The organism is Vreelandella sp. F11, assembly GCF_042466685.1.
Classification (GTDB): Bacteria; Pseudomonadota; Gammaproteobacteria; order Pseudomonadales; family Halomonadaceae; genus Vreelandella.
Genome location: NZ_CP170448.1, coordinates 4552970 through 4565460 on the forward strand (window position 1 = coordinate 4552970; position 12491 = coordinate 4565460).

The following is a 12491-nucleotide window of genomic DNA, read 5'->3' on the forward strand; positions in this document are numbered from 1 at the left end:
GGGCCTCGTTTGAGGCCCATCTTCGCAACAGAGACAAAAAATGGAAAAGCTATTTATTGACCGCGCGCCGCAGCCTATTGCGCCTTTCTCACACGCCTGCCGCGTCGGTGACCTGGTATTTATTACCGGACAGATGCCCACAGTGCCAGAAACCAACGAAATGCTGCTGGGTACCTTTACCGAGCAAACCCATCGGGTGATGCAGAACCTGGCGATTGTGTTGGAAGAAGTTGGCAGCGCCTTCGAGTACGTGGTTCAGTCGCGGGTGTTTATCACCAATATGGGCCACTTTGACGAGGTCAATAAGGTCTACGCCAGCTACTTCCCCCAGCCGTTGCCCACCCGCACCTGCATCGGGGTGACCGGCTTGGCGGGCGGCGCCGATGTAGAAGTCGATATGATTGCCTGGATACCGCCTGCTGCCGAGAACGCCTAACCGCCTATTTGGGTAACGCTCGCGGGGAGTAATGCGGGCTGTTCACGGTGCTGGGTAAGGGGCTTGTTAGCCAGCGCCGTTAACAAAATCTGTAGCGGGTCGCCGTGACTCACCAACAGGATGGTTTCACCGCTAACCTGCTGTTCCCACGCCGCTATCACCGCCTGCATACGGCTAGCCACCCCACTTAACGTCTCTACCTGATAGTGACGATGTTCGGCATCCTCGGCATCCAAAGCCCATATACTGGGATAACGATCGTCTCCCTGCCCCTCTAATTCGCCAAAATGGCGCTCTCGCAAGCGCGTATCCACGCTGGGCACTAATCCGAACCTAGCGGCCACATAAGCGGCAGTTTGGCGAGTGCGCAAAAAATCTGAATGCACCACGCGGGACGGCACAGGCCACTGCCAATCGGCAACGAGCTGGGCAAGTTGTTGCTCGCCATACTCGGAAAGACCGAAGTTTTCTATCCCTCGCTCTGGTGAGCTGACAATTACCCCCTGCTGATTGGCCTGGCTATGGCCATGGCGCATTAATAAGTAGCAGTTACGCCAATGGTCGGAGAGCGGCTGTAAAGTATTTGACATAAGTTCGTCACAAACCCTAGATTGAAGGTGTCTATTTTCGAAAATAATCATTCTTCACGCGGAATGTCCACTTACGAAACATTTCCCGTTTTCGATAGTGCCAAAACGCAGTGAAGAGAAAAGTGCTTTACCCATAGCAAGAACACAACAATAACGCACAAAAGAGGCTTACCATGGCAACTTCGCTCTTCCGCAAGCGCCCCCTTGCAATGCTCACCGCTCTCTCTCTGATACCGTTTGCCCTGCTATCGACCCAGGCACACGCTGAGTGTGAACGCGGCGACCTGGATGCCATTTACTGCGATGAAGATGGCGATATGGTCGCCGATCGCCCCACCGATGAGTCTGAGTGGGCCAACCCTGATACGCTCATTTTTGCTTACACGCCCGTGGAAGACCCGGCGATCTATTCAGATATCTGGCAGCCCTTTATCGATCACTTATCAGAAGTTACCGAGAGGGATGTACGCTTCTTCGCGGTACAGTCCAATGCGGCTCAAGTTGAAGCCATGCGCAGCGGACGGCTACATATCGCCGGTTTCTCCACTGGCCCCACACCCTTTGCGGTGAATTTGGCCGGTGCCGTGCCGTTTGCATTAATGGGATCCGATGACGGCCAATTTGGTTACACCCTGCAACTGTTTACCCACGTTGACTCCGATATTCATGCCGTTGAAGACCTTAAAGGTAAACGCGTCGCCCACACCTCCCCCACCTCTAACTCGGGTAACTTAGCGCCCCGCGCCCTGCTTCCTGAGCTCGGCATCACTCCCGATGAAGATTACGAAGTGGTCTACTCGGGCAGCCACGACCAATCCATGCTGGGCGTCGTGGCTAAAGACTACGATGCGGCTCCGGTCGCTTCCGAAGTAGTCGAGCGGATGGCGGCGCGCGGACTTTACGATGAAGAGGACGTGCGCCTGATATTTGAGTCCGATCGTTTCCCCACCACCTCGTACAATTACGCGCACAACCTGCACCCCGATCTGGTCGAAAAAATTGAAGAAGCCTTCTTCAGCTTTGATTTTATCGGCACCGAGCTAGGCGAAGAGTTTGAGGGCGTCGAAAAATTCATCCCCATCAACTACCAGGATAACTGGAAGGTGATTCGTACCATCCAAGCGGCCAATAACGTGAGCTATACGCCCGAAAATTTGGAAGAGTAAACGTAGCGCACCGCCGCCGGCGGTGCGGTTATTGTCTCGACGATGGAAGCGGACACATGCTGGAAATTACCAATCTGGTCAAACGCTATGGCCACGATGAAGCCGTGCTGAAAGGGCTTGACCTCAAGGTAGAGGGAAACAGCGTTGTTTCTATCGTAGGTGCCTCGGGTGCGGGTAAAAGCACCATGTTGCGATGTATCAATCGCTTGGTAGAACCGACATCCGGCTCTATCAAGCTCAATGGTAATGAACTGGTCAACCTGAAAGGTGCTGAATTGCGCCGTGCGCGGCGCAAGATCGGTATGGTATTCCAGGGCTTTAACCTGCTGGATCGTTTAACTGTGATGGAGAACGTGTTGGCCGGGCGGCTGGGTTACGTCAATCTCTATCAGGCGATCTCCCGCCGCTACCCCCAGGATGATGTTGAGCGCGCCTTTGTGCTGATGGAGCGGGTGGGCATTGCCCACTACGCTAACAAGCGTGCTGATGAGCTCTCCGGTGGTGAGCGCCAGCGGGTAGGCGTTGTGCGTGCACTCATGCAGGAGCCTGAGGTGCTGCTTGCCGATGAGCCAACCGCCTCGCTTGACCCACGTACTTCGGAGCAGATTATGATTCTGCTGCAAAGCCTGGCCAGCGAGCTATCGCTGCCGGTGTTGATCAATATCCACAACGTTGCCCAGGCCAAAACCTACACCGAACGCATCGTGGGCCTACGCCACGGCAAGATGATCTTTGATGGTTTACCTGCCGACTTTAATAAAGATGCGTTAGACGCTATCTACGGCGGCATTGAAGCACCGGACGATGCGATTACCGAACCGTCTGCGGAGGAGCGCTCCCATGACTCCGCCTGAGGCCTCTTCAACGACGCCCCGCACCTGGAGAAAGCCGCCATTTATCGCGAACCCGCTGCTACGCTACGGGATAATCATCGTCGCGGCGGTCTATTTGGTCTGGGCCTTCGGCTCATTACCCTTTAACTGGGCGCGTATCTCGGAAGGTTTGCCCCGGGCAGCGCGTATTTTTAGCGGTGGCTTTCCGCCCAACTTAGAGCGCTACGAGCTGCTGCTGACAGGCTTTAAAGAGAGCTTCCAAATCGCCATTTTGGCTACCCTACTGGGTGTCTTTTTGTCGGTCCCATTTGCCGTGATGGCGGCCCGCAATATCGCTCCTCTGCCCATCTATATTGTGGGCCGCGCTGTGATCATCGTTTCACGCAGCTTTCACCCGGTGATCGTAGCGATCCTGTTTGTTGCCGCGGTGGGATTTGGCCCGCTGGCGGGCATTTTGACCCTTACCCTCTACTCGATTGGCTTTGTAGGAAAGCTGCTGGCCGAAGAGATAGAAGAGATTGATTGGGGACAGGTAGAGGCGATGAAAGCCGCTGGTGCGGGGTATGTGGCAATTCTGTTTTATGCCGTTTTCCCACAGATACTGCCACGCCAAGTAGGGCTCTCCATGTACCAGCTAGACAGCAACCTGCGCGCTTCTGCAGTGGTCGGGATTGTCGGGGCAGGCGGTATTGGCGGCACGCTAATGAACGCCTTTGGACGCTATGACTACGATTTTGCCTTCGCAATTCTGCTCATTATCATCGCGGTCATTTTGCTCAGCGAAGGTATTAGCGGCTGGGTAAGGAAAAAAATATGGTAGATCACGCACAGCAGCTTGCCGACCGGGTTTGGCAACGCTATGACCGCAAACAGCGCCTGATCCGTTACGGCGTTTTGCTAGCTACGTTGATGGTAGTGGTTTGGGCGGTACGCGATATTGATATTTTCTGGCCCTGGGTTTGGGATGCACCCAACCAGATATCCGGTCTCGGGGCCCGCATGTGGCCGCCAAGCGCAGCCGGGCTGAGTGGCATTCTCAATGCCCTGATGGAAACCGTGCATATCGCCACCCTGGCAACGTTCCTCACAATTTTTCTCGCCTTGCCAGTGGCGTATATGGCTGCCCAAAACACTACGCCCAACCGCGCCTGCCTGTGGCTGGGCCGGTTTATTTTGGTCTCAAGCCGGTCGGTGAATACGATCATTTGGGCACTGCTGTTCGTGGCCATTTTTGGCCCCGGCGTATTGGCAGGCATTCTCGCTATCGTTTTTCGCTCCATTGGCTTTATCGGCAAGCTGATGGGAGAAGCGATTGAAGAGATTGATCGACGCCCTGTAGAGGCCATGGAAGCCACCGGCGCTTCCAAGGCCAAAGTGGTCGCCTACGCGATTGTGCCTCAAGTCATGCCTGCGTTTTTTGCGATCGTCATCTTGCGCTGGGATATCAATATCCGCGAATCGACGGTGCTTGGGCTAGTGGGCGCCGGGGGTATCGGCGTTATTTTGCAGGGCGCGATTGACACCTTCGCCTGGCCCACCGTAGCCACCATTTTAATGGCGATCATCGTACTGGTGCTGATCGGTGAAGCAATCACCAGCCTTCTGCGCAGCAAAGTGCTTTGACCCACTGTGTTTAAACCATGGTAAGCGTTTGACCTATTGCCTAACGCTTGCCATGGTTAGATGACCATCAACGACATGGAGTATGCACAGCGATGACAACCTATATCGTGGTAGCCGACGCCGCTCGCGCACGTATTTTTACCCGTGATGCTTTAACGCTAGCGGAGAAAGAGAGTTTGGTTCACGCTGAAGGACGCCTACACGAAGGTGACTTGGTTACAGATGGTCGTGGCGATGTGCACGAGTCGATGTCCACTACCTCCCGCTCGGCTGGCGAAGAGGGAACGGCAACTAAGCACGAAAACGAGCTGTTTGCGAAGGAGGTCGCTCAGCGACTTTACAATGCTCGAGTAGGCAACAGTATGGAAAAACTCATTATGGTGGCGCCGCCTAAATTTTTGGGTCTGCTGCGTGAAAAGCTTGATGGCCCAACTCAAAAGCTTGTTATTCACTCCCTCTCGAAAGACCTCAGCAAAGCCTCATTGGACGACATCCAACATGCTGTTAGCGACCTACGCTAGGCTGTTAAACGATAATTAAACCTTATAGCTAAAGGAAAAGTCGCTCTCGTCGATAGCTGAAGGGTCTCCCTTTTATCTTGTGCGGTCACAACGCGCTGATACAAACTTCGACCCAGAGAGCGACTATGCTTGCATCCTTAAGAGCCCGAATCCTACTTGCCGCCTTGGCCCTCATTACCCTTGCCCTAGTCATTAATGGTGTTGCCAGCTATAGCACCGTTAAACACCATAATAACCAACAAGTAAGCCAGAACCTCAGCGCCGTAGTGAAAGGAAATACACAGGCAATTAATGAATGGTTTAGCGCACGCTATACCATGCTCGCCAGTATGGAAGATGCAGTTAATAGCGATGCCCCACTTGCCGCACTGCGCCAGTTGGCTGCTTCAGGCAGCTTCATGAGCACCTACATTGCCTATCCCTCCACGCCAGACGCTATTTTCTCCGATGGATGGCAGCCCCCCAGTGATTACGATCCTCGCCAGCGGCCCTGGTACAAAGGCGCAAACGAGGCCCGGGACACGGTTATCACGGCACCTTATGTAGATGCGCAATCAGGCGGGCTGATCGTTACCTTTGCACGCCCCTTTTATCGTAATGGACAGCTGGCCGCCGTGATCGGGGCTGACATTGCGATCACTGATGTTATTGAGATCGTCAGTGGTATCGCCCCCACAGAGTCAAGCTTTGCCTTTCTCACCACTGACGACGGCACCCTGGTTGCCCACCCCGACGCGCAATTAACGCTTGAACCTTCAACGCGGTTGAGCAATGACCTGACTCACACCCGTCTAAACCAAATCACCCAAGCAGATGAGCCCCAAGCACTTTCGCTGCAAAACAGCGATAAGCTACTCATGGGCAGCCATGTGGGTGGTGACAGCGGCTGGCAGTTAGTCGTTGCCATGGATGAAGCTGAAGCCACCGCAGGCCTACGAGCTATCGCCACCACCTCAATTGTGACACTACTGGTTGTCGCTGCCGTCACTGCTGTCTTGTTTGGCCTGCTGCTTACTTTGCTGCTGCGGCGTTTGCTAGTGGCACGCGACGCGATGAATAACATCGCCTCTGGCGAAGGTGACTTAACCCGGCGGTTGCCTGAAGAGGGCAACGATGAGGTCACTCAAATTGCCAAAGCATTCAACCGATTTGTAAGCAAAATGGAAGCCGTCTTAATTGATGTGCGCTCAAGTAGTGAATCCGTTCACCACGCGGCTAACGAAATTGCCATGGGTGGTCAGGACTTATCCCGCCGTACGGACAACGCTGCCGCTAGCCTACAGCAGACCTCTGCATCGATAGAGGAAATCACCAGCACGGTTCAACACACGGCAGCATCCGCAAAAGAGGCCAATAAGCTTTCCCAAACTGCCTCTGAAGTAGCGAACGAAGGCGGAAAAGTCGTGGCGAATGTGGTCACCACCATGGAAGACATTACCCAAGCGTCTGACAAAATTGGCGACATTGTGACGTTAATGAACAGCATTTCATTTCAGACCAACCTGCTGGCGCTTAATGCCTCAGTGGAAGCCGCTCGGGCAGGTGAACATGGCCGTGGCTTTGCCGTGGTAGCTGACGAGGTACGCAAACTGGCCGGACGTAGTAGCGAAGCAGCCAACGACATCCAGAAACTGATTGAGGATTCACAGAGCAAGGTGAATAACGGCACCACGCTCGTACGCAATGCTGGCGCCACCATGCAGGATATCGTGGCGCACATTACCCGTGTAACCGATGTATTGGAGGAAATCAACGCGGCCACCAGCGAGCAGAGTGATGGCATTAATCAAGTCAATATTGCCGTTGCCGAGCTTGATCGCATGACTCAGGAGAATGCTGCCATGGTGGAGGAGTCCACTACCGCTGCTGAGCAATTGAAAGAACAGGCTGACCACTTGGCTAGCACCGTGGGGGCTTTCACTCTGTCAAGCAGTTCAGTGCCCCAGGATGGCCGTCTTATGGCGCCCACTTCCCTTCCACAGTATGCGGTTACCTAGCCTAAAGAGATCAACGACAATGAACTTTAAGTCCGTCCGCACCCTCATTGCCACGCTGGTCGGTGGCTGTATCCTGCTGGTGGTTGCTGCACTGGTCATCTATTCGGTGATTGCCAACGCGCGCTCCCCAGGCACTGGTTGAAAATCAGACGAAGGAATTACTCGAACGCAACATCGAAGCGCGTCTTACGGCGATCGCCTCAGCCCAAACCGAAGAAATCAAAGGAGAGCTCGAACACGCTCTGACGCTTGCCACTAGCCTAGCCAACACCAATGCCATGTTAGGCCAGGAGGACGAAAACGGGCGGCCTTTAATGAGCATGAGCCGCCGCGAGCTTTCGATGCTTGTGCGTCAAACGGTAGTGGATAATAGCGGACTGCTTGACGCTTTTATTGGTTGGGAGCCCAATGCCTTTGGTAATGATGCGCTCTATACGGGGCGTGAAGACCAAGGCTATGGCCCCGATGGCCGCTTTATGCCGTGGTGGTACCGCACCGAAAGCGGCGCTATTGAAGTCTTGGCGCTGGGTAGCGACATGGAAAACCAGGAGCGCGATGCCGATGGCATTCGGCGCGGGGAGTACTATCTATGCACCAAAGAAACGAAGCGTAGCTGTGTTGTCGACCCACACCTATACGATTATAACGGCGAGATATTACTGGTTACTTCGTTTAATGCGCCCATCCTGGTAGACGATGAGTTTCGCGGTAGCGCCGGCGTTGACCTGTCTGTTGAATTTATTCAGGGGCTGCTGGAAGAGGCCAATCAGTCGCTCTACGACGGCGCTGGAGAAATCGGTCTGATCGCCTCTCAAGGTGCTTTGGCGGCCTATACCAGCTCGCCTGACCTGCTAGGTAAGAATGTTGAAAACGTTCTCGACTCTAACCTCCAGGCTGGCATCGCTCAGGCGCAGCAGGGAGAGAGAGTGCGTAGGCTCGACACGGAGCAGGGCATGACCGAACTTTACTGGCCCTTTTCCATCGATGAGAGTGGTAACCCCTGGGTATTGATGATTCGCCTGCCGGAAAGCGCCGTGCTTGCCGGCCTCAATGACTTGCAAGCGCAAATGGAAAGCCAGCGCGAAACAGCAACACTCGGTATGATTGGCATGGGTCTGGTTATCGCCTTTCTGGGCCTGATTGCCAGTTGGCTACTGGGTAGCAGTATCTCCCGCCCGCTGAAGCAACTGGCCGATCGCATGCGCGAAATCGCCTCTGGGGATGGCGATTTAACCCAGCGGCTGCCGGTGCGTGGACGCGACGAAGGAGCAGAGCTAGCGATTCAGTTCAATGCCTTTGCAGTCAAGATCCACGATGTACTGGTTGACGTACGCACCAGCAGTGAGTCCGTTCACCATGCGGCCAATGAGATCGCCATGGGGGGCCAGGACTTGTCCCGCCGAACCGATAATGCCGCCGCTAGCCTGCAGCAGACCTCTGCCTCGATCGAGGAAATCACCAGCACGGTTCAACACACGGCGGCTTCGGCCAAAGAAGCCAATAAACTGTCTCAGACCGCCTCAGAAGTAGCCAGAGAAGGCGGGCAAGTCGTGGCGAATGTGGTCACTACCATGGAAGACATTACCCAGGCATCGGATAAGATCGGTGAAATTGTCACGCTTATGAACAGCATCTCGTTCCAGACCAATCTGCTGGCGCTTAACGCCTCAGTGGAAGCGGCCCGGGCGGGTGAGCATGGTCGCGGTTTTGCCGTAGTGGCGGACGAGGTGCGCAAGCTGGCTGGGCGCAGTAGCGAAGCGGCCAACGATATCCAAAAACTGATTGAGGACTCCCAAAGCAAGGTCAATAACGGCACCACGTTGGTGCGCAATGCAGGGTCTACCATGCAGGAGATCGTGGCGCATATTACTCGTGTGACCGATGTTCTGGAGGAGATCAACGCCGCCACCAGCGAGCAAAGCGAAGGTATCAAACAAGTCAACATCGCTGTTGCCGAGCTGGATCGTATGACCCAGGAGAACGCGGCCATGGTGGAAGAGTCCACGACCGCTGCCGAGCAGTTGAAAGAGCAGGCCGACCATTTAGCGGTCACCATAGGCAGTTTCAAACTGGCTCAACACCCACCGGCTCCGCTAACGTTAAAGTCCACCCAAGCGTTGCCATCTTTTTGAGGGATTAAGGAATCGGTGGTAGCGCTATATCCTACCTATAGGGGCCTCTTTTTGAGGCCCCTACTCCGTTATCCATCCCACGTTAATTCGGTTTACTCCAGCGCGTATCTTTTCCCTTGCGAACCTCTAGCTACACGAACTGACGCATACGCCTAAAGTCGTATCTATCGGTGCCGATAGCATGACAGCAGATATTACTTACCAAGCGGTCAACGTCTGACCTTATTTTCCCTGAATAGCGAGACTTTCTTAATGCTGTCGTCCCTACGCTTGCGCATCCTGATGATCACGTTGGTGGTCATCACGCTGGCTCTGATCATCAACGCCTCCGTCAGCTATCTGACCTTGCAGGCTCACAATGAGCAGCAGATAACTCGGCAACAGGCCTCCATCGTACAGGGTAACGCCCTGGCCATTGAGGAATGGGTATCTGCCCGTGCCGCTATGTTGGAAGCTGCTCGCGCGCCCGTGCTCGATAATGCTCCTCTTGAGCCGCTAAAACAGTTAGCCGATTCAGGCGGATTCATAGCGGCCTTTTATGGCCAAACCGATGGCAGCCATCTTTCTTCCGATGGCTGGATACCACCCAATGACTATGACCCACGCCAGCGCGACTGGTACCAGGCAGCTATGGATGAGGATAGCACTATCGTCTCGCTGCCCTATGTGGATGCCAACAGCAATCGCTTGGTGGTTACCTTCGCTACACCGGTCAAGCGTGAGGGTCGCCTGTATGGCGTGGTCGGCGGAGATGTAGCGATCGATAATCTGGTCAATCAGGTCAACGCTATTCAACCAACGCCCTCGAGTTTCGCTTTTCTGAGCAGTGGCGGCGAGACGCTGATCGCGCATCCTGATACAGCGCTGACGCTCAAACCCTTGAGCCAGGTCAGCGAGACCTTGACCCCTGCCGTTCTCGAACGGTTGAGCGCTACAAGAGACGCCTGGGAGCCTATCCAGGTCGACGGCCAAACCAAACGGCTATCGGCCTCCCCCATCGCCGGTACCGATTGGGAACTTGGCGTGGCGCTAGATGAATATGAAGCGACTGCCGGCCTGCGCGCCATTCTCCACTCTTCACTGATCACGCTGCTGGTTATTATCGCCGTGACGGCTCTGTTGCTCAGCCTATGGCTCAAACGAACCTTCGCCGGTCTCGAACGGGCACGGGATGCCCTAGATGACATCGCTAGCGGCGAGGGCGACCTGACCCGCCGACTACCGGAGCAAGGCCGCGATGAAGTAGCCCAGATAAGCGGCGCCTTCAACCGCTTCGTGAGCAAAATGGAAGCGGTATTAATCGATGTACGCACCAGCAGCGAGTCGGTTCACCACGCTGCCAATGAGATCGCGATGGGTGGCCAGGATTTATCCCGTCGCACCGATAACGCCGCCGCTAGCCTGCAGCAAACGTCTGCTTCGATTGAAGAGATTACCAGTACGGTTCAACACACGGCGGCGTCCGCCAAAGAAGCCAACAAGCTTTCTCAGACCGCCTCAGAGGTCGCCAACGAAGGCGGGAAGGTTGTCGCAAACGTCGTGACCACCATGGAAGACATTACTCACGCGTCGGATAAGATCGGTGAAATCGTCACCTTAATGAACAGCATCTCGTTCCAGACCAACCTGCTGGCGCTCAACGCCTCAGTGGAAGCCGCCCGGGCGGGTGAGCATGGTCGCGGCTTTGCCGTGGTGGCCGATGAGGTACGTAAGCTGGCCGGGCGCAGCAGTGAAGCGGCCAACGATATCCAGAAACTGATTGAAGATTCCCAAAGCAAGGTCAATAACGGCACCACGCTCGTGCGCAACGCTGGCGCCACCATGCAGGATATCGTCGCGCACATTACCCGTGTGACCGATGTCCTCGAAGAGATCAATGCGGCCACCAGCGAGCAAAGCGAGGGCATTAATCAAGTCAACATCGCTGTTGCAGAGCTGGATCGCATGACTCAGGAGAACGCGGCCATGGTGGAAGAGTCCACGACCGCTGCTGAGCAGTTGAAAGAGCAGGCCGACCATTTAGCGGTCACCATAGGCAGCTTCAAGCTGTCTCAAAACCCACCGGCTCCGCTCACGTTAAAGTCCACCCAAGCGTTGCCATCGTTCTGAGGAATTAAGGAATCGGCGGTAGCGCTATATCATCACTGCGCTTGGCCCCGGCAGTCATTTCACGGCACAGACGCAGGAATTCGCGCACGCCGGTGGTGAGGTATTTATGCCGGTGCCAAATAAACGTGAACTGACGCTTTAGATCCAACTCCGGCGTGGGCAGCGGCACCAAGCTACCCCGCCGGAAGGCATCACGCAGCGCCAGGCGCGAGACACAGCCGATCCCCAACCCCGACTCCACGGCACGCTTAATACCTTCCGTATGCTCTAGCTCCAGCAGGGTGTTAAAACGGCTGCGGCGGTGGCGGGCGGCGTGCTCCAGAGTCATACGCGTACCGGATCCCTCTTCACGCATTATCCAGTCTTCACGCAGCAATTGCTCAAGCTCAAGATGCTCGCGGCCTGCCAGTGGGTGCCGCGGCGAGCAAAACACGCACAGCTCATCTTCGACCCAGGGCTGGCTGATGATCATGTCATCGTCGCACTGTCCCTCGATCAAGCCTAAATCCAGCGAGTGCTGGCGCACGCCTTCGATAATATGGCGGGTATTGCGTACCGCTAACCGCACACGACTCCCCGGATGACGCTGCATAAAATCGCTAATGAGCAGTGTCGCCAAATAGTTACCGATAGTTAGCGTAGCGCCTACATCAAGCGTGCCAACTCCTTTTTGACCGCGCAGAAGCTCTTCAATCTCTTCACCACGGTCAAGAAGCGCCACCGCTTTGGGCAATAGCTGAAAACCGAGTGCGTTGAGTTTTAGGCGTTTCCCGATCCGATCCAGTAGTTGGCAGTCGAACTGCCGCTCAAGCTCCGCAAGCGCCGTGCTGGTCGCCGACTGAGACATGGCCAGTGCACGCGCCGCATGGGAGACGCTCTCATGCTGAGCAACCGCCACAAAGACTTCCAACTGCCGCAGGGTGTAGTGCATAGCGTCTGACCTATATTTGATCTATATCTATTTTTCAGATAACCGTTATCAATATAATTCGCTTAACAGATATACCACGCATTGCTTAGACTTGCTGGCAACATATTTAATCATTTTTATTCTTTTTAAGAATATGACCGATGCGGACTAGCG

General features: G+C 54.9%; 12 protein-coding genes. 10 read left to right on the forward strand and 2 right to left on the reverse strand.

The features are described from left to right. The first annotated feature begins 40 nt into the window (after positions 1 to 40). Positions 41 to 436, forward strand: coding sequence for a RidA family protein (locus ACFIOZ_RS20740; RefSeq protein ID WP_386080955.1), 396 nt, complete (start codon positions 41 to 43; stop codon positions 434 to 436). Here the strand turns inward: ACFIOZ_RS20740 and ACFIOZ_RS20745 are convergent. Next, a complete protein-coding gene (locus ACFIOZ_RS20745; protein WP_386080957.1) occupies positions 433 to 1026 on the reverse strand; it encodes a histidine phosphatase family protein in 594 nt (197 codons plus the stop codon). The genes ACFIOZ_RS20740 and ACFIOZ_RS20745 overlap by 4 nt on opposite strands. 173 nt (positions 1027 to 1199) lie before the next feature. Between ACFIOZ_RS20745 and phnD the strand changes: the two genes are divergently transcribed. From phnD to ACFIOZ_RS20790, 9 genes are all read left to right on the forward strand, one after another. After that, positions 1200 to 2192: a phosphate/phosphite/phosphonate ABC transporter substrate-binding protein gene (gene phnD, locus ACFIOZ_RS20750; protein WP_386080958.1), complete on the forward strand. Its 993-nt coding sequence runs from the start codon at positions 1200 to 1202 to the stop codon at positions 2190 to 2192. Between the two features lie 56 nt (positions 2193 to 2248). Next, positions 2249 to 3046, forward strand: a complete 798-nt coding sequence (phnC, locus tag ACFIOZ_RS20755; RefSeq protein WP_226250855.1) for a phosphonate ABC transporter ATP-binding protein — start codon at positions 2249 to 2251, stop codon at positions 3044 to 3046. Further along, entirely contained in the window at positions 3033 to 3845 is an 813-nt protein-coding gene (phnE, locus tag ACFIOZ_RS20760; RefSeq protein ID WP_386080960.1) for a phosphonate ABC transporter, permease protein PhnE, read from the forward strand. The genes phnC and phnE (ACFIOZ_RS20760) overlap by 14 nt, the downstream gene beginning before the upstream one ends. Next, positions 3839 to 4648: a phosphonate ABC transporter, permease protein PhnE gene (gene phnE / locus ACFIOZ_RS20765; RefSeq protein WP_211594465.1), complete on the forward strand. Its 810-nt coding sequence runs from the start codon at positions 3839 to 3841 to the stop codon at positions 4646 to 4648. The genes phnE (ACFIOZ_RS20760) and phnE (ACFIOZ_RS20765) overlap by 7 nt, the downstream gene beginning before the upstream one ends. 92 nt (positions 4649 to 4740) lie before the next feature. Further along, positions 4741 to 5169 carry a host attachment protein gene (locus tag ACFIOZ_RS20770; RefSeq protein ID WP_211594466.1) on the forward strand — a complete coding sequence of 143 codons (429 nt, stop codon included), beginning with the start codon at positions 4741 to 4743 and terminating at the stop codon, positions 5167 to 5169. Positions 5170 to 5294: 125 nt separating this feature from the next. Next, complete coding sequence (locus ACFIOZ_RS20775) at positions 5295 to 7166, forward strand: methyl-accepting chemotaxis protein (protein WP_386080963.1); 1872 nt, start codon at positions 5295 to 5297, stop codon at positions 7164 to 7166. A gap of 19 nt (positions 7167 to 7185) precedes the next feature. Then, on the forward strand, positions 7186 to 7308 hold the full coding sequence (locus ACFIOZ_RS20780) for a hypothetical protein (RefSeq protein ID WP_386080965.1): 123 nt from the start codon (positions 7186 to 7188) through the stop codon (positions 7306 to 7308). After that, the gene (locus tag ACFIOZ_RS20785) at positions 7277 to 9298 is read left to right on the forward strand and encodes a methyl-accepting chemotaxis protein (RefSeq protein WP_386080967.1); all 2022 of its coding nucleotides are present in this window, start codon (positions 7277 to 7279) and stop codon (positions 9296 to 9298) included. Before ACFIOZ_RS20780 ends, ACFIOZ_RS20785 begins: the two co-directional genes overlap by 32 nt. Before the next feature lie 252 nt (positions 9299 to 9550). Then, positions 9551 to 11407 carry a methyl-accepting chemotaxis protein gene (locus ACFIOZ_RS20790; RefSeq protein WP_386080969.1) on the forward strand — a complete coding sequence of 619 codons (1857 nt, stop codon included), beginning with the start codon at positions 9551 to 9553 and terminating at the stop codon, positions 11405 to 11407. 4 nt (positions 11408 to 11411) lie between these two features. Here ACFIOZ_RS20790 and ACFIOZ_RS20795 read toward each other — a convergent pair whose 3' ends face one another. Next, on the reverse strand, positions 11412 to 12338 hold the full coding sequence (locus ACFIOZ_RS20795; protein ID WP_088700197.1) for a LysR family transcriptional regulator: 927 nt from the start codon (positions 12336 to 12338) through the stop codon (positions 11412 to 11414). Between the last annotated feature and the right edge of the window lie 153 nt (positions 12339 to 12491).

Coding starts and splice junctions, on each gene's coding strand:
- ACFIOZ_RS20770 (WP_211594466.1), top strand. CDS start 4,741: ATGACAACCTATATCGTGGTAGCCGACGCCGCTCGCGCACGTATTTTT.
- ACFIOZ_RS20740 (WP_386080955.1), top strand. CDS start 41: ATGGAAAAGCTATTTATTGACCGCGCGCCGCAGCCTATTGCGCCTTTC.
- phnD (WP_386080958.1), top strand. CDS start 1,200: ATGGCAACTTCGCTCTTCCGCAAGCGCCCCCTTGCAATGCTCACCGCT.
- ACFIOZ_RS20775 (WP_386080963.1), top strand. CDS start 5,295: ATGCTTGCATCCTTAAGAGCCCGAATCCTACTTGCCGCCTTGGCCCTC.
- ACFIOZ_RS20780 (WP_386080965.1), top strand. CDS start 7,186: ATGAACTTTAAGTCCGTCCGCACCCTCATTGCCACGCTGGTCGGTGGC.
- ACFIOZ_RS20795 (WP_088700197.1), bottom strand. CDS start 12,338: ATGCACTACACCCTGCGGCAGTTGGAAGTCTTTGTGGCGGTTGCTCAG.
- ACFIOZ_RS20745 (WP_386080957.1), bottom strand. CDS start 1,026: ATGTCAAATACTTTACAGCCGCTCTCCGACCATTGGCGTAACTGCTAC.
- phnE (WP_386080960.1), top strand. CDS start 3,033: ATGACTCCGCCTGAGGCCTCTTCAACGACGCCCCGCACCTGGAGAAAG.
- ACFIOZ_RS20790 (WP_386080969.1), top strand. CDS start 9,551: ATGCTGTCGTCCCTACGCTTGCGCATCCTGATGATCACGTTGGTGGTC.
- phnC (WP_226250855.1), top strand. CDS start 2,249: ATGCTGGAAATTACCAATCTGGTCAAACGCTATGGCCACGATGAAGCC.
- phnE (WP_211594465.1), top strand. CDS start 3,839: ATGGTAGATCACGCACAGCAGCTTGCCGACCGGGTTTGGCAACGCTAT.